The 16,742-nt window shown below is 68.4% G+C and carries 14 protein-coding genes; 6 read left to right on the forward strand and 8 right to left on the reverse strand.

Going from position 1 to position 16,742, the window contains the following annotated elements; translation table 11 throughout:
* Positions 1–4: 4 nt before the first annotated feature.
* The 3 genes from leuD to AruCF_RS27850 form a co-directional block, all read right to left on the reverse strand.
* Positions 5–643, reverse strand: a complete 639-nt coding sequence (gene leuD / locus AruCF_RS27840) for a 3-isopropylmalate dehydratase small subunit (protein WP_049077035.1) — start codon at positions 641–643, stop codon at positions 5–7.
* A complete protein-coding gene (leuC, locus tag AruCF_RS27845; RefSeq protein ID WP_049077037.1) occupies positions 640–2,061 on the reverse strand; it encodes a 3-isopropylmalate dehydratase large subunit in 1,422 nt (473 codons plus the stop codon). The genes leuD and leuC overlap by 4 nt, the downstream gene beginning before the upstream one ends.
* A 61-nt stretch (positions 2,062–2,122) precedes the next feature.
* On the reverse strand, positions 2,123–3,097 hold the full coding sequence (locus AruCF_RS27850; RefSeq protein WP_049077040.1) for a Bug family tripartite tricarboxylate transporter substrate binding protein: 975 nt from the start codon (positions 3,095–3,097) through the stop codon (positions 2,123–2,125).
* Positions 3,098–3,228: 131 nt separating this feature from the next.
* Here AruCF_RS27850 and AruCF_RS27855 point away from each other — a divergent pair, with 131 nt between their 5' ends.
* Positions 3,229–4,152: a LysR family transcriptional regulator gene (locus AruCF_RS27855; protein WP_049077041.1), complete on the forward strand. Its 924-nt coding sequence runs from the start codon at positions 3,229–3,231 to the stop codon at positions 4,150–4,152.
* A gap of 18 nt (positions 4,153–4,170) precedes the next feature.
* On the opposite strand, the gene AruCF_RS27860 is transcribed toward AruCF_RS27855, so the two are convergent.
* The 3 genes from AruCF_RS27860 to AruCF_RS27870 are packed head-to-tail and all read right to left on the reverse strand — an operon-like array spanning position 4,171 to position 6,554.
* On the reverse strand, positions 4,171–4,794 hold the full coding sequence (locus AruCF_RS27860) for a flavin reductase family protein (RefSeq protein ID WP_020925921.1): 624 nt from the start codon (positions 4,792–4,794) through the stop codon (positions 4,171–4,173).
* Between the two features lies 1 nt (position 4,795).
* Positions 4,796–5,560 carry a GntR family transcriptional regulator gene (locus AruCF_RS27865; protein WP_006389774.1) on the reverse strand — a complete coding sequence of 255 codons (765 nt, stop codon included), beginning with the start codon at positions 5,558–5,560 and terminating at the stop codon, positions 4,796–4,798.
* A gap of 34 nt (positions 5,561–5,594) precedes the next feature.
* Positions 5,595–6,554 carry a polysaccharide deacetylase family protein gene (locus AruCF_RS27870; protein WP_049077043.1) on the reverse strand — a complete coding sequence of 320 codons (960 nt, stop codon included), beginning with the start codon at positions 6,552–6,554 and terminating at the stop codon, positions 5,595–5,597.
* 197 nt (positions 6,555–6,751) lie between these two features.
* Here AruCF_RS27870 and AruCF_RS27875 point away from each other — a divergent pair, with 197 nt between their 5' ends.
* Genes AruCF_RS27875 through AruCF_RS27885 form a run of 3 tightly spaced genes read left to right on the forward strand, consistent with a single transcriptional unit; the run spans position 6,752 to position 11,328 of the window.
* A complete protein-coding gene (locus AruCF_RS27875) occupies positions 6,752–7,942 on the forward strand; it encodes an ABC transporter substrate-binding protein (protein WP_049077045.1) in 1,191 nt (396 codons plus the stop codon).
* A gap of 18 nt (positions 7,943–7,960) precedes the next feature.
* The gene (locus tag AruCF_RS27880) at positions 7,961–8,839 is read left to right on the forward strand and encodes a branched-chain amino acid ABC transporter permease (protein WP_049077048.1); all 879 of its coding nucleotides are present in this window, start codon (positions 7,961–7,963) and stop codon (positions 8,837–8,839) included.
* Positions 8,839–11,328 (forward strand): branched-chain amino acid ABC transporter ATP-binding protein/permease, encoded by a 2,490-nt coding sequence (locus tag AruCF_RS27885; RefSeq protein WP_049077050.1) that lies wholly within the window; start codon positions 8,839–8,841, stop codon positions 11,326–11,328. Before AruCF_RS27880 ends, AruCF_RS27885 begins: the two co-directional genes overlap by 1 nt.
* 54 nt (positions 11,329–11,382) lie before the next feature.
* On the opposite strand, the gene AruCF_RS27890 is transcribed toward AruCF_RS27885, so the two are convergent.
* On the reverse strand, positions 11,383–12,357 hold the full coding sequence (locus tag AruCF_RS27890; protein ID WP_231891610.1) for an Lrp/AsnC family transcriptional regulator: 975 nt from the start codon (positions 12,355–12,357) through the stop codon (positions 11,383–11,385).
* 112 nt (positions 12,358–12,469) lie between these two features.
* Here AruCF_RS27890 and AruCF_RS27895 point away from each other — a divergent pair, with 112 nt between their 5' ends.
* Together AruCF_RS27895 and AruCF_RS27900 are read left to right on the forward strand one after the other, a co-directional pair.
* Positions 12,470–13,774, forward strand: coding sequence for an MFS transporter (locus AruCF_RS27895; protein WP_026382075.1), 1,305 nt, complete (start codon positions 12,470–12,472; stop codon positions 13,772–13,774).
* 98 nt (positions 13,775–13,872) lie between these two features.
* A complete protein-coding gene (locus tag AruCF_RS27900) occupies positions 13,873–15,300 on the forward strand; it encodes an amidase (protein WP_049077055.1) in 1,428 nt (475 codons plus the stop codon).
* Positions 15,301–15,365: 65 nt separating this feature from the next.
* On the opposite strand, the gene metK is transcribed toward AruCF_RS27900, so the two are convergent.
* Complete coding sequence (metK, locus tag AruCF_RS27905) at positions 15,366–16,529, reverse strand: methionine adenosyltransferase (RefSeq protein WP_049077057.1); 1,164 nt, start codon at positions 16,527–16,529, stop codon at positions 15,366–15,368.
* Positions 16,530–16,742: the final 213 nt, after the last annotated feature.

The raw sequence follows: 16,742 nt of genomic DNA on the forward strand, positions 1-16,742 counted from the left end.
GCGTTCATTGGCCGAGCCGGTCGCGCACGCGGCGCGCCACGTCTTTCATCCAGGGATGCCGCGCCCAGTGGCCGGCCTCGAAGTGTTCCACATCCGCCAACTGCTGTAACGAGGCGCCCACCATGTCCTGCCCTTGCGAGAACATGCGGCGATGGCGCGGCGGCAAGTCGAAATGCCCGGTCCAGCCGTCGGCGGCCCGCACCGTGCCCGCCAGCGCGTCGATCTCGACGCGGTTGGCGCCGGGGTCGGACACCCGCGCCAAGAGCGCGTCGACATCGGCCGGCGGCAGGCTCACCAGCAGCAGACCATTATTGAGCGCGTTGAAGTAGAAGATCTCGCCAAAGCTGGCGGCCACAACGGCGCGGATACCGTACTGCATCAGTCCCCAGACGGCATGCTCGCGGCTGGAGCCGCAGCCGAAGTTGGGGCCGGCCACCAGCACCGACGCGCCCGCGTAAGCGGGCTGGTTCAGCACGCAGTCCGGCCGCGGCTCGCCGTTGGCGTCAAAGCGCAGGTCATAGAGCAGGCCGCGATCCAGCCCGGCCTTGTCGATGATGCGCAGGAACTGCTTCGGCATGATCTGGTCGGTGTCCAGATTGGAATACGGCAACGGCGCGGCAACGCCGCTGATGATCTGGTTCATTGCAGGTTCTCCAAGTCGCGCACGTCGACGATGCGGCCGGCCAGCGCGGCGGCCGCGGCCATGGCCGGGCTCATCAGATGGGTGCGCCCGGCGCGGCCCTGGCGGCCCTCGAAGTTGCGGTTGGTGGTGGATGCGCAGCGCTCGCCCGGCCGCAGCACGTCGTCGTTCATGGCCAGGCACATGGAACAGCCCGGCTGGCGCCATTCGAAGCCGGCATCGACCAGCGTGGCGGCGATGCCCTCGGCCTCGGCCTGGGCGCGCACCGCGCCCGAGCCCGGCACCACCATGGCGCGCACGCCATCGGCCACCTTGCGGCCACGCACGATGTCGGCCACCACGCGCAGGTCCTCAATGCGCCCATTGGTGCACGAGCCGATGAAGACCCGCTCGATCGGCACCCCGGCGATCGGCGCACCGGGCTGCAGGCCGATGTATTCCACGGCCTTTTCCAGCGCCAGGCGTGCCAGCGCATCCGGCTCGGCCTGGGGATCGGGGACCGTGCCGGTGATCGGCATGGCCTGGTCGGGACTGGTGCCCCAGGTCACGAACGGCGCGATCCGCGCCGCGTCGAAGACATGCTCGGCGTCGAACGCCGCGTCGGCATCCGTGCGCAGGGTGGCCCAATAAGCGCGCGCCTGCGCCAGTTCGCTGGCGTCCAGGTGTCGCGCGCGGGCAGCGACATAGGCGTCGGTGGTGGCGTCGGGTGCGATCAGCGCGGCGCGGGCGCCGGCCTCGACGGTCATGTTGCACAGGGTCATGCGGGCCTCGGCCGACAGGCCTTCGATGGCGCTGCCGCAGAATTCCACGGCATGGCCGCGCGCGCCCTGCGCGCCGATGCGGTGGACCACGTAGATCACCAGGTCCTTGGCCGATACGCCCGCGCCCAGGCGGCCGTCGACGCGGATGCGCATGTTGCGCGCGACCCGGTAGACCAGCGTCTGCGTCGCCAGGATGTGCTCGACTTCCGAGGTGCCGATGCCGAAACCCAGCGCTCCCAGCGCGCCGTAGGTGGTGGTGTGGCTGTCGCCGCACAGCACCACCATGCCCGGCAGGATCATGCCGTGCTCGGGCGCGATCACGTGTTCGATGCCCTGCAGCGGATCGGTGGTGTCGAACAGCGCGATGCGCTGCTCGTCGCAATTGCGCTTGAGGTTGCGGGCCTGGCGCGAGGAAGCGTCATCCGCAATCACGCGCAGCGCGGCCGGCACCGGATGGGTGGGGATGATGTGGTCCACCACCGCCATCTGCTGCGCGGGCCGCAGCACATCGCGGCCGCGCGCGGCCAGGCCGCTGAAGGCCTGTGGACTGGTGTATTCGTTCATGATGTGCAGATCCACGTACAGCAGGATGTGCTCGTCGTCGATGCGGGCCACTTCATGGCTCGCCACCAGCTTGTCGTATAGCGTCATGCCAGGCATGTCGGTGCTTCCTTGCTTAGAACAACGCGCCCACGCGAGGCGCGCGATGTGTCGCCGGCCGTCAATTGGCCTCGATGCCGGCGTCCTTGACGATGCCGGCCCAACGCGTCATTTCGCCCTTGACCATGGCGTCGGTCTCGGCGGGCGTCGAAACGAGCGGATCGAACCCTTCGCGGCGCATGCGACCTGACAATTCGGGCGATTGGAGGGCCTGCGCCAGCTTGGCGTTCAGCGTGTCCACGACAGCCTGCGGCGTGCCGGCCGGCGCGCTGACCGCGAACCAGGTGGTGAAGGCATAGCCGGGCAGGCCGGACTCGGCGATGGTGGGCACGTCCGGCAGCAGCGGCGAGCGGGTGGTGCCGGTCACGCCCAGTGCCTTGAGCTTCTTGCCGTCGACCTGCGGCTTGGCCGCGGACAGCACGGGGAAGCTCATCTGCACCTGGCCGCTGATGGTGTCGACCATGGCCGGACCGCCGCCCTTGTAGGGCACGTGCAGGATCTGCGTGCCGGAGACCGCCTTGAACAGTTCAGCGGCCATGTGAAAAGTGCTGCCCGTGCCGGCGGAGCCGAAGCTGAGTGCATTCGCCGGGCGCGCGCGGATGTAATCGAGCAGTTCCTTGACATCGTTCACCGGCAGCGACGGTGACACCGTCAGCACATGCTGCGAAGTTCCAACCGTGCCGACCGAACGCAGATCGCGGGCGGTGTCGAACGGCATGGCGCGGAACAGCGCCGGATTGATCGCCAGCGACATGGTGTTGATGCCCAGCGTGTAGCCATTGGGCTCGGCGCGGGCCACGGCGGCCATGCCGATGTTGCCGGAGGCGCCGGCGCGGTTTTCGACGATCACGCTCTGGCCCAGGGCCTTGCCCCAGGCGTCGGAAATCAGGCGCGCGGCGATATCCACGCTGCCGCCCGGAGCGAACGGCACCACCAGGGTGATCGGGCGCTGCGGAAAGGCATCGGCTGCCATGGCCGGCGCCGTCCAACAGGACGCGGCGGCGGTCAGCGCGCACAACAGATGGCGGACTTTCATGGGTGGGTCTCCTTGAGGGCGGCCGCGTCAGGCGGCTCTGTGTATCGGTCGACCCAGTGTATAAGTCCGTTCCATTCTTATAATGGATGAATAAAATAAATCTTTATTAAATTGAATTTATAAATAAATCCATGGACGCGCTGTCGGATCTGGCCTTCTTCTCCCTGCTGGTCAAGCACGGCAATCTGTCGGCGGCCGCGCGCGAGCTCGGCCTGACGCCGCCGGCGGTCAGCACGCGGCTGGCCAAGCTGGAACAGCGTCTGGGCGTACGCCTGCTGAACCGCAGCACGCGGCGCGTCAGCGTCACCCAGGAAGGCGAGCTGTACTTGGCCGAGGGTAGCCGCATCCTGGCCGATCTTCAGGCGCTGGAACGATCCGTGTCGAGCAGCCGCGCCCAGCCGCAGGGGCTGCTGCGCCTGAACGCCACCTTCGGCTTTGGCCGCGCCCACGTGACGCCCGCCATCTCCGATTTCGCGCGGCAGTATCCGGAAGTGGAAGTGCAACTGCGCCTGACCGACAGGCCCCTGAACCTGATCGAAGAAGGCTTCGACGCCGCGGTGCGCTTCGGCGACTTGCCCGACGCGCGCCTGACCGCGCGCAAGATCGCCTCCAACCGGCGCCTGCTGTGCGCGTCGCCGCGCTACCTGGAGACCTTTGGCGAGCCGCGCACACCCGGAGAGTTGCAGCGCCACCGCTGCATCGTGGTGCGCGAGAACGACGTCGCCTACGGCACCTGGCGGCTCGAATCCGGCTCGCGCACCGAAACCGTGAAGGTGCGCGGCCCCGTCAGTTCGAATGACGGCCAGAGCGCGCTGGAATGGGCGCTGGACGGCCACGGCATCGTCATGCGTTCGGAATGGGAGACCGCCGCGCTGCTGCGCGCCGGCCGCCTGCGTCAGGTGCTGACCGACTGGGCGACGCCGCCGGCGGACATCCACGTGCTGTACCCGGAGCGGCTCAACCTGCCGGCCAAGACATTGGCCTTCGTCGATTTCCTGGCGCAACGCTTCGCCCGCCACCTGCGCGCGCCGGGTTCGCAGGCCGCCGTGTGGTGACGAACGTCCCGCGCGCTGTCAGATCTCGTCGATGGCGGTGCTGGCCGGCATGTCGCCGATGGCATAGCGGTCGCGCGTGGTGACGTAGAAGCTGGCGCCAAAGCGGCCCACCGGAAAATAATCCTGCAGCCGCACGCGCCAGGTGTCCGTGTCGATCAGCCCATCGCGCGCATGCAGCCAGCGCACCTGGCCGATGAAGATCTGGCGGCTGGCGGTTTCCAGGGTCTCGAACAGGGTGCATTCGAATGCCACCGGCGCCTGCACGATGCGCGGCGGCGCCACCCGCTGGCTGGGCGCGGCGTCCAGGCCGGCGTGCGCCAGCTCGCTGACGTCGGCCGGCAGGCGATCGCCGCAGCGGTGCATCTTCTCGGCCATGGCCTCGTCGGTCAGGTGCACCACGAATTCGCGGTCGCGCGCGATGTTGCGAGCGGTGTCCTTCAGGTTGCCGTCCTCAAGCCGGTTGATGCTGACCATGACGATGGGCGGATCCTCGCCCAGCATGTTGAACATGCTGAAGGGCGCGGCATTGACCACGCCGGTTTCGGACAGCGTGGTGATCAGCGCGATCGGCCGTGGCACGATCAGGCTGGCCATCAGCTTGTAGCGCTGGTATTCGGTGATTGAATCGAAGTCGATGTCCATGTCAGGCCATTCCCAGCATCTGGGCCAGGGTTTGTGCGGGCTGCGGGCGCTCCAGGCTGATGCGCCGCTCCAGGTCCGCGAGATGGTTGTCGTTGATCTTGACCGCCTCGGCCACCTGCCCCTGTTCCATCAGATCGACGATCTGCACGTGCTCGCCATGCTCGCAGGCGGCGTTGCCGGGCGGTTCATACAACGCCACGATCAGCGAGCAGCGCGACACCAGTTCGGCCAGGTAGCCGTGCAGGATGGCGTTGCCAGACAGCTCGCCCAGACGCACATGGAAGGCGCTGGCCTGGCGCGCCCAGGCAGGCTGGCCGGCGCGATGCAGCAAGGCATGCTCGTCGCGCAACTGCTTGCGCAGCGAGGCGTAGTCGGCCTTGGTGGCGCGCGCGGCCGCCAGCGGCAACAGGGCCGCTTCCAGCGCGCGCCGCGCCTCGAAGATCTGGCGCGTGTCCTCGGGGGTGGGCTCGGCCACCACCGCGCCGCGATTGTGGTGCAGGTCGACCACATGCTCGTGGGCAAGGCGCTGCAGCGCCTTGCGCGCGACCGAGCGCGAAACGCCGAAGATGTCGCACAGCGCCGCCTCGGGCAGCTTGGTGCCCGGTGTCAGCCGCTGGCTCATGACACTTTCATAGACCGCCTCGCAAATGCGGCGCTCCATGTCGGCATCGGGGGCCGTGTCCTCCAGGTGTTCGGACACGGCGGCGGCGGCGCGGCGCGAAGGCGTCGCCCTGGGACGGGATTTGGCGGGATCGCGGGTAGGCATGGCGGACTCGGTGGCAACGAAGGCAAAGGGTCGGTCAACGGGAAGACAGTCCGGGCGCCGGCGACAGTCCATCGACGTGCGCGCAGATCTGGCCCGGCGTGGCGAACCAGATCTCGCCCCGGTCGCGCGCGGCCGCCAGCGGGGCCAGCGCCCGGCGCAGGTGCCGCAGGCGGTAGGGCTGCCCCACGATATACGGATGCAGCGCGATGCCCATCACCAGGGGCTGGCGCTGCGCCTGGAGCCGCATTTCCTCGAACTGGTCGAGAATCATATCGGCAAAATCGCGCGCGTCCATCTTGCGGCCCATGATCATGGGAATGTCGTTCAGCTCCTGCGGGTAGGGAATCGCCCACAGATCGCCGGCGCGCGTGCGCATGCGCGTGGGCTGGTCGTCGTGGCACCAGTTCAAGGTGTAGCGGTAGCCGGTCTCGGCCAGCAGGTCCGGGGTGGCGCGACTTTCCGAAATCCACGGCGACAGCCAGCCGGCCGGGGCGCTGCCCGCGTGGCGGCCGATGCGCTCGCGGCAGTGTTCCAGCAGCGCTCGTTCCTCGGCCTCGCCCAACCCTCCCTGGCGATGCGCGTTGCTGTAGCCGTGGCCGATCAGCTCGTCGCCGCGCGCCAGGCAGGCATCGACCAGTTCCGGACAATGGTCATACAGCGCGGTGTTGATCAGGGCGCCGGTCGGCAGTCCCAACGCGTCGAACAGTTCCAGGCAGCGCCAGGCGCCCACCCGGTTGCCGTACTCGCGCCAGGCGTAATTGAGCACATCCGGATGCGGCGAGGCCGGCCCCAGCTCGGCGCCCAGCCCCTCGCCAAAGGCGAAATGCTCGATGTTGAACCCCAGGTAGACGGCCAGCCGCGCGCCGTTGGGCCAGGCGTAGTCCGCGCGGCCGGTGATGGGCTGGTAGGCGAAGCGGTCGTGGCCGGCCAGCGGCGCGGGAGACCAGGGCGCGGCAGGCCCCGCATTAGTGCCTTGAAGCAGGGATGGATTCATTTTGGTGCAAATCCTGATGCATGATTGTGAACAAAAACCCTGCTCTTTTGAAAACAAAAACAGGATCCAGCGTCGACAAACCACCAATTTCCCCCTGGGACACGCCCCCGAGGCGCGGGTGGCATGGATCTTGCATTGGGAACGGCAGCAGCACCTCTCCCATGCAAGATCCATTCCACTTTTCCAGGAGTGCCCCGATGCGCCCGACCCGCCGTTCCTTCATGCTCCGCGCCACCGCCGCCGCCCTGTTCGCGGCGGGCCTGGCCGCGCAACCCGCGCTGGCCGCCGACCCCATCAAGATCGGCCTGATCACCGCCCTGTCGGGTGAATCGGCGCGTGCCGGCGAAGCCTTGACGCGCGGCATGACCATCGCCATCGACGAGATCAACGCCAAGGGCGGCCTGCTGGGCGGGCGCCAGGTGGTGCTGGTGCGGCGCGACGACGAAGGCAACCCCGCCAAGGGCATGGCCGCCGCGCGCGAGCTGATCTACAAGGAAAAAGTGGCCGTGCTGTTCGGCGGCCTGGATACCCCGGTGTCGATGGCCATCGTGCCCATCGTCAACCAGGAGAAGGTGCCATTCATGGGCCCCTGGGCCGCCGGCACCGCGATCACGCACAACAAGGGCAACCCGAACTTCGTGTTCCGCGTCTCGGCAATGGACGAAATCGTCGACAGCGCCATGGTGCAGTACGCCCGCAAGACGTTCCAGAGCGCCAAGCCGGGCATGATCCTGGTGAACAACCCCTGGGGCGAATCGAACGAAAAGGGGCTGGACGCCGCGCTCGCCGCCGCCAATATCACGCCGGCCGGCGTCGAGAAATTCCAGCCCGCCGACCTCGACGTCACGCCGCAACTGAGCCGCCTGAAGGCGGCCGGCGCCGACACGCTGTTCCTGGTGGGCAACGTCGGGCCTTCGGCGCAGGTGGTGAAGTCGCTGGACCGCATGGGCTGGAAGGTGCCGGTGGTGTCGCACTGGGGCCCGGCCGGCGGCCGCTTCACGGAATTGGCCGGCCCCAACGCCAAGAACGTGCACTTCGTGCAGACCTACAGCTTCTTCGGCAAGCAGGGGCCGGTGGGCGAGAAAGTGATGCAGGCGCTCAAGGCCAAGTATTCCGACATCAAGGGCCCGCAGGACATCACCCCGGCCGTGGGCGTGGCCAATGCCTATGACGGCATGCAACTGGCGGCGCTGGCGATCGCGCAGGCCGGTTCCACCGACGGCGACGCCGTGCGCCAGGGCTTCTACAAGATCGGCAAGTATGAAGGCCTGATCAAGACCTACGAGCAGCCTTTCACGCCGGCCTCGCACGACGCCCTGCGCGAAGACGACTACGTGTGGACGCACTTCGTCGACAACCGCATCCTGCCCGTCAAGGGCGCGCAGTAAGCGCGAGGGGAGAGACGCATGCTGTGGATGTCCGCCATCGTCAGCGGCCTGGGGCTGGGTAGCATGTATGGGCTGATGGCCCTGGGCTTCTACCTGACCTACGCCGTGTCCGGCACGGTCAATTTCGCCCAGGGCAGCTCCATGATGCTGGGCGCGGTGCTGACCTATACCTTCGCGCAGACGCTGGGCTGGCCGCTGCTGGCCGCCTTGCCGCCGGCGCTGGCCTTGTGCGCGCTGTATGGCCTGGTGGTCGAGCGGCTGGCGGTGCGGCCATTCGCCAGCCGCGGCTCGAACGCCTGGCTGATGTCGACGGTGGCCTTGGGCATCGTGCTGGACAACCTGGTGATGTTCACCTTCGGCAAGGAGCCGCGCAGCCTGCCGTCTCCGCTGGCGCAAGCGCCGCTGGAAATCGGCGGCCTGGGGCTGGGCGTGTATCCGCTGCAACTGCTGATCCCGCTGGTCGGACTGGCATTGGCCGCCGCCCTGCACGCCTTGTCGCGACGCACGCGCTGGGGCGTGGCACTGTTGGCCGTGGTACAGAATCCCAACGCCGCGCGGCTGATGGGCATCCCGGTGCGGCGCGCCATCATGGCCGCCTTTGCCGTCTCGACGCTGTTCGCGGGCGTGGCCGGCGCGCTGGTCGCGCCGCTGTTCAACGTGCAGGCCGACATGGGCACCCTGTTCGGACTGAAGGCCTTCGTGGTCGCCATCCTGGGCGGCATCACCAGCGCCTGGGGCGTCATGCTCGCCGGCCTGCTGTTCGGCGTGGCCGAAGGGCTGATCACCGTCGCCCTGGGTTCCGGCTATACCCAGATCATCAGCTTTGCGCTGGTCATCGCCATCCTGGCCATGCGGCCCAACGGATTGTTCGGCCGCGCGGCCGTGAGGAAAGTCTGATGGCCCGGCAATCTGCATTCTCTTGGCCGGCGCTGGCCGCCTACGCCCTGCTGGCGCTCGTCAGCCTGACCCTGGCGGCCAGCGTCAACGGCTATTACGTTTTCGTGATCGGCAACGTGGCCTTGCTGGCGCTTGCCGGCATCGGCCTGAACGTGCTGCTGGGGCTGACCGGCCAGATGTCGTTCGGCCATGCCGCGTTCTACGCCATCGGGGCGTACACGGTGGCTATCCTCACCGGCCAGGCGGGCTGGAATTTCTGGCTGGCATGGCCCGTTGCCGCGGCGGTGGCAGGGGTGTTCGGGCTGCTGCTGGCGCTCCCGGCGCTGCGAGTCCAAGGGCCCTACCTGGCGATGATCACGATCGCCTTCGGCTTCATCGTGGAACACACCCTGGTCGAGGGCGGCGATCTCACCGGCGGCCAGAACGGGTTGATGGGCATTGCCCAGCCCGCGCTCGGCGCGCTGGGCGGAGACCGCGGGGTGGCAATGCTTGCGATCGTGACGGTGTTCGCCGCGCTGGCCGGTTATGCGCTGCTGGCGCGCGGCAGTTGGGGCGCGGCCATGCGCGCCGTCAAGGACAGTGAAACGGCCAGTGAATCCATCGGCATCAACCCGCTGGTGGTGAAGGCCGTGGCCTTCATGGTGTCGGCGGCCGTGGTCGGCCTGGCGGGAGGCCTGTATGCGCCGCAGGCCGGCATGATCACGCCGCACAACTTCAACTTCATGCAGTCGATCCTGTTCGTGCTGGCCGTCACCATCGGCGGCGCCGGTTCGCTGGCGGGGCCCCTGCTGGGCGCGGTGGTGGTCGGACTGCTGCCCGAACTGCTGTCGAGCCTGGAGGAATATCGCCTGTTGTTCTTCGGCGCCTTCCTGCTCGTGGTGCTGTGGGCGGCGCCCGAAGGCGCGGCGGGACTGCTGGCCCGCTGGCGGCGACGCGGCCTGACACCGCGTCTGGCCCCACGCCAGGGCGGCCTGGCCGCCAATGGCCGGGCCCGCCGCGCCCTGCGCGCCGACACGCTGACCATGACGTTCGGCGGGGTGCGCGCGGTGCAGGGCGTATCGTTTCACGTCGCGCCCGCCGCCATCACTGCGTTGATCGGCCCCAACGGCGCGGGCAAGTCCACCGTCATCAACATGCTCAGCGGCTATTACCAGCCCACCAGCGGCAACGTCGCGCTGGGCGCCGCGCCACTGGCCGGCCTGCCGGCCCACCGCGTGGCGCGCGAGGGCATCGCGCGCACCTATCAGACCTCGCAGTTGTTCGACACTTTGAGTGTCGAGGACAACGTCGCACTGGGCCTGTTGCGCGGCCGGCTGGGCGGCCTGCTGGCCGCCCGCCGTTATCTGTCGTCCGATGCGCGCGAGCGGGCCCGCGCCCTGCTGGCCTTTTGCGGATACGAAGGCGACCTGGACACGCCGGCCGCCGATCTTGCGCACGTGGATCGCAGGCTGGTGGAGATTGCCCGCGCGCTGGCCACCGACGCCGACGTCCTGTTGATGGACGAGCCCGCGGCGGGCCTGTCCCGCGAGGACAAGACACGACTGGCCGCCCTGCTGCGGCGCATTGCCGAGGCCGGCGCCGGCGTACTGCTGGTCGAGCACGACATGGCATTGGTGATGGGCGTCTCGGATCACGTTGTCGCCATCGACGCGGGGCGCGAGTTGGCGCAGGGATCCACCGGCGAGATCCAGCAGTCCGAAGCCGTGCGGCAAGCCTACCTGGGCGACGATGCGGCGCGCCAGGCGCCCACGGCGCGTGCGCGTCCGGCGACTGGCGGCGTCGCGCCGGAAGTGCTGGGCGTAGGCAACCTGACCACCGGCTACGGCGCCAACCCGGTGCTGCATGGCATCGACCTGCAGGTCCGCGAGGGCGAAATGGTGGCGCTGCTTGGCGCCAATGGCGCCGGCAAGTCGACGCTGATGCGCACCCTGGCCGGGCTGCACCGGCCCGTCCAGGGCGGCATGCACCTGCAAGGGCAGGAATTGCAGGGGCTGAGCGCGGACCGCATCGTGGCGCGAGGGCTGGTCCTGGTGCCCGAGGGGCGGCAGGTGTTCCCGGACCTGAGCGTGCTCGACAACATCCGGCTGGGCGCCTTCCTGCATCCGGCCGATCGGGAAGCCCGCGTAGAAGAGATGCTGACGCGCTTTCCGCGCCTGCGCGAGCGGCTGCACCAGCGCGCCGGCCTGCTATCCGGCGGCGAACAGCAGATGCTGGCAATCGCGCGCGGGCTGATGTCCAAGCCGGTGATCCTGTTGCTGGACGAGCCGTCGCTCGGCCTGGCGCCGAAGATCATCGATGAATTGTTCGAAGCGCTGGACAGGCTGCGGGCCGAATCGATGACGATCCTGCTGGTGGACCAGATGGCCGCGCTGGCGCTGTCGCTGGCCGACCGCGCCTACGTGCTGGAGTCCGGCCGCGTGGCGGCGCACGGCACGGCGCGGGAAATCGCCGCCGATGGAGCGCTGGCGCGCGCCTACCTCGGCGCGTGAGAATGCGCCGGAGCCTGGCGCGGCGCAGGCGCGCCAGGCTTCGCGCCAGAACGCTCAGGCGGCCTCGCCGCCCAGCCGCGCGCCCTCGCGCACGATGCCGCAGCGCTTGTAGGCGCGCATCACCACGCCCACTTCACTGGCCAGCACGCCATCGAGTTCGCCAAGCCTGCGCGTGACCACGTCCCACAAGTTCAGGCTGTCGCGGCACAGCACATGCCAGAACAGTTGCGAAGCGCCGCTGGTGCCGAACAGGCAGCGCGTATTCGGATCCAGCGCCAGGTGCGCGGCCAGGGCATCGACCGCCTGCGGCCGCACCTGCACCGAGATCACCGCCTCCACCGGAAAGCCCACCAGGGCAGGCTCGACTTCCACGCGGAAACTCAGCGCGCGCCGCTCCACCAGGTGTTGCAACAGGCGATGGACGGTGGGCTCGCTGACATCGGCATGCGCAGCCAACTCGGCCAGGCTCGCGCGGCCATCGCGCATCAGATGGGCGACGATACGCTGTTCCGGCTCGGTCAGCGCGGCTGGCGCTTGCGCCGTCGCCGGCTCCGGTCCATCGGGCGGGCCGTCGCCGGCCTGGATACGCCACTGACCGGCTCGGCGGAAAGGCCGCAGCACCAACCGCGCCTCCACGTGCTCCACCCCCTCGATCGACGGCAACACCCGCGTCACCACGTCGGGCATGTCGGCTGCATCCGCCAGCGTCAGTTCCGCCATCAAATCGGCCGTGCCGGCGAGGGTCACCACCAACTGAGTGATGCCGAGCTGCGCCAGGGCTTCCGCCGCCTCGGCCACGCGGCCCGAGCGGCAGCGCACCCAGGCATGCAGCACCACGCCACGGCCTGTGGCCAGCGGGTCGGCCTCCGCAATGACGCGCAGGGCGTCGGCATCCATCAGCCGCTTGATCCGGCGCGCCACCGTGCGCTCGGCGATGCCGGTGGCCGCGCCCAGCTCGCGCCAGGACGCTCGCGGGTCGGCCTGCAAGGCGATCAGGCAGGCCAGATCGGTGTCATCGAGCGCCGGCATTAGGGACTTACCCTTACTTGACGTGACCATATTCATTAATCTAACGTTCGCGCATTGATAAAAACACAAAATTTAACGGTCTATTTGACCAAAAAACAAAAACGAGGACGTTATGAGTACCCCTTCCGCGACCCTGCGAGCCACGCAGGGGGCAAACGCCGCGCCCGTGTCGCGCGCCCGCACGATTCTGGCCGGTAGTGTAGGCAATGCGGTGGAATGGTTCGACTGGACCATCTATGCGTCATTCGCCATCTTCTTCTCCAAGCAGTTCTTCCCCGAGGGCAATGAAACCGCCGCGCTGCTGGCGACCTTCGGCATTTTCGCCGTCGGCTTCTTCATGCGCCCGGTCGGCGGCTGGGTGCTCGGCATCTTCTCCGACCGCTACGGCCGCAAGGCCGCGCTGGGCCTGACCATCCTGATGATGGCCGGCGGTTCGCTGATCATCGCCGTCACCCCGACCTATGCCACCATCGGCCTGGCCGCCCCGCTGCTGCTGACCGCCGCGCGCCTGCTGCAAGGCCTGTCGCTGGGCGGAGAGTATGCCTCGGCCACGACCTTCCTGGCGGAAATGGCGCCGCCCAACAAGCGCGGTTTTTACTCCAGCTTCGTCTTTTTCAGCGCCGCCGTGGGCATCCTGGCGGCGTCGGCGGTGGGCTGGCTGCTGACTTCGACCCTGACCAAGGCCGAGATGGCCGACTGGGGCTGGCGCATTCCGTTCTTCCTGGGCGCGCTCGGTGGCCTGGCGGGCATGTGGATCCGCCGCGCGGTCCCCGAAACCGAGGCGTTCTCGCACGCCAAGAAGGCCGGCGTCGAAAAACAGCCGCTGCGCACCCTGCTGCGCGAGCATCCGCGTGAGGTGCTGCGCATCGTCGGCTTCTCGATCCTGACGACGTTTGCCTTCTATATCTTCGTGGCGTATGTGCCGACCTACGCCATCCGCCAGGTCAAGGCCGATCCGCAGGTGGCGTTCGCCGCCAACACCGTCGCGCTGATCGTCTTCATGCTGGTGCAGCCCGTGTTCGGCATGCTGTCGGACCGCATCGGCCGCAAGCCGCAGCTGATCTTCTTCGCCGCCGGCTACCTGGTGTTCTTCTACCCGCTCATGACCACGCTGGGCCCGTCGTTCGGCTCGATCCTGGCCGTGGAGCTGTTCGGCCTGGTGCTGTACGCCATGTACACGTCGATCGCGCCGGCCATCATGTCCGAGCAGTTCCCCACCAGCGTGCGCGCCGTCGGCATCGGCACGCCGTACAACCTGGTCGTGGCGCTGCTGGGCGGCACCACGCCCTACCTGCTGACCTGGCTGCAAAGCAAGGGCATGGAGCGCTGGTTCTTCTATTACGTGCTGGCCGGCGCCGTCATCACGCTGATCACCTTCATCCGCATGCCCGAGACCCGGGGCCAATCGCTCAAGTAAGACCGGCTGAAACAAGACCGCCCCCGGCGCTGACGCCCCGTCTCAACGCTTTCCGGCTCCTCCTGGGCCGGAAAGCTTTTCCTTTTTTCGTGAGAGCCATGCCAGAACAAGACACCGCCCTGCACTGCCGAGAAGCCCGCGAACTCGCCCGCGCCATCCGCGCGGGCGAATTGAGTTCGCGCCAGATCACCACCCATTTCCTGGATCGCATTGCCCGCGCGGCCGACCTGGCCGCGTACAGCGAGGTGACGGCTGAACGCGCATTGGCCCAGGCAGAAGCCGCCGATCGCCTGCTGGCGGCCGGCATTTCGATGGGGCCCCTGCATGGCGTGCCGGTGGCGGTGAAAGACAGTGTGCAATGGGCCGGCACCACCGCCAGCGGCGGCTCGCAGACCCGCCGCGGCGTGGTCAGCGATGAAACCGCCACCGCCGTGCGCGGCCTGGCGGCGCAGGGCATGGTGATCCTGGGCAAGACCCGCATGACCGAATTCGCGTTCGGCCTGTCGGGCCAGAACCCGACCCAGGGCACCGCCCGCAACCCCTGGGACGCGGGCACCCCGCGCGCACCCGGCGGCTCGTCCAGCGGCGCCGGTGTCGCGGTGGCCGCGGGCCTGGCCCCGCTGGCGCTGGGCGGCGATACCGGCGGCTCCGTGCGCGCGCCCGCCGCGCTCAATGGCGTGGTCGGCTACAAGCCGTCCTCGGGCCTCATCAGCCGCGCCGGCTGCCTGCCGCTGTCCGAGACACTGGATGTGCTGGGCCCCATCGCCCGCAGCGTGGCCGATGCACGCCTGTTGGCGCAGGTGCTGGCCGGTCCGGATATCGACGATGTCGCCACGCTGGACGTCTCCGCCGCCAGCATCGCCGCGCTGCGACGCCCGGCCCCGCGCCGCGGCGGCGCCATCGCGGTGCTGGCGCCACAGGCCTGGCCCGCGGCATTGGCCGACGAGGGCCTACGGATCTGGCACGAGGCGCTGGAACGACTGGACCAGGCCGGCGTCACGCCCGCGACCTGGCATCCGCCGGCGTCGCTATCGTTCACGCGCATGGCGGACGACAACTCGCTGGTGCTGGCCTACGAGGCCTACCGCCATTTCGGCCACCTGGCCGAGGACCCGGCGCAACCGCTGTGGGAAGTCGTGCGCGCGCGCATCGCCGCCGGCGGCCGCATCACGCCGGCCGACTACGCTGCCGCGCTGCAACGGCGGCAGACTGACATGGCCACGTTCGCCGCCGCCATGCAGGGGGTGGACGCCTTGCTGATGCCGGCCTGCGACCAGGCCGCCCAGGCTTTGGACGCTGCCGACGTGCGCCATGCGGGCCTGGGCAGGCTGTTGCGTCCCGCCAACTTCCTGGGCGCGGCGGCCATCGCGCTGCCGGCCGGGTTCGACGCCGACGGCATGCCGATGGCGGTGCAATTGCTGGCGCCCGCCGGCGCCGATGCCGCGCTATTGGACTGCGCCGCGGCGCTGGAACGCATCCTGGCGCCAGTCATGCGCACACCCGACCTCTCGGCCTGGAACCTCTGACCCGGCCGAGGCCGTCCAAAAGAAAACGCCCCTGCATGCAGGGGCGTCTTGCCAGGCGGGGAGGATCAGGCCGACTTCTTCAGGGCCTGGACCTTGTCCGTGGCTTCCCACGAGAACTCCGGCTCGGAACGGCCGAAGTGGCCATACGCGGCGGTCTTGGTGTAGATCGGGCGCAGCAGGTCCAGCATGTTGACGATGCCCTTCGGACGCAGGTCGAAGTGCTCGCGCACCAGCTTGGCGATCTGGTCGTCGGGGATGACGCCGGTGCCTTCGGTGTAGACGGTGATGTTGATGGGCTCGGCCACACCGATAGCGTAGCTGACCTGCACCTGGCACTGGCGCGCCAGGCCGGCGGCCACGATGTTCTTGGCCACGTAGCGGGCGGCGTAGGCGGCCGAACGATCGACCTTGGACGGATCCTTGCCCGAGAACGCGCCGCCACCATGCGGGCAAGCGCCGCCGTAGGTGTCGACGATGATCTTGCGGCCGGTCAGGCCGCAATCGCCCTGCGGACCGCCGATGACGAAGCGGCCGGTCGGGTTGACCAGGAACTTGGTCTTGGGCGTGATCAGGCCTTCGGGGAAGCTGGGCTTGATGATGTCTTCGATGACCGCTTCGCGGATCGTCTCTTGCGTGACGTCCGGCGCGTGCTGGGTCGACAGCACCACCGTGTCGACTTCCGCCGGGCGGCCGTCGATATAGCGGAAGGTGACTTGCGACTTGGCGTCGGGGCGCAGCCACGGCAGACGGCCGTCCTTGCGCAGTTCGCTCTGGCGCTGCACCAGGCGGTGCGCGTACCAGATCGGGGCCGGCATCAGGTCGGGCGTTTCGTCGCAGGCATAGCCGAACATCAGGCCCTGGTCGCCCGCGCCCTGGTTCAGGTAGTCTTCCGAGCTGCGATCCACGCCCTGGGCGATGTCGGGCGACTGCTTGTCGTAGGCGACCAGCACCGCGCAACCCTTGTAGTCGATGCCGTACTCGGTGTTGTCGTAGCCGATGCGGCGGATCGTGTCGCGCGCGACCTGGATGTAATCGACGTTGGCGGTGGTGGTGATTTCACCGGCCAGCACGACCAGACCCGTGTTGCACAGGGTTTCCGCCGCCACGCGGGCGTTGGGGTCCTGGGTGAAGATGGCGTCCAGAATCGCGTCGGAAACCTGGTCGGCTACCTTGTCGGGGTGCCCTTCGGAAACGGATTCGGAAGTGAAGAGAAAGTCGTTATTGGCCACAGATGCGTCCTTTCGTGTCCGGTACACGGAGCATAGGTTCACGAGGCGCGTTGCACCCCGGACGGCATGGCATGCACTGATCTGGGCGCGACGCTTTAGCGGATTTGGCAAGCGACGCATGACGCGCCTGGACCTTGCCGTCGCCCCGCAAGTTGTCGGTTAACTCGGCGACCTGCCGATTTTAAGCGAAAATGCGGGTCTTATGCTTGTGCC

The sequence above is a fragment of the Achromobacter ruhlandii genome, assembly GCF_002082135.1.
GTDB classification, from domain to species: domain Bacteria; phylum Pseudomonadota; class Gammaproteobacteria; order Burkholderiales; family Burkholderiaceae_B; genus Achromobacter; species Achromobacter ruhlandii.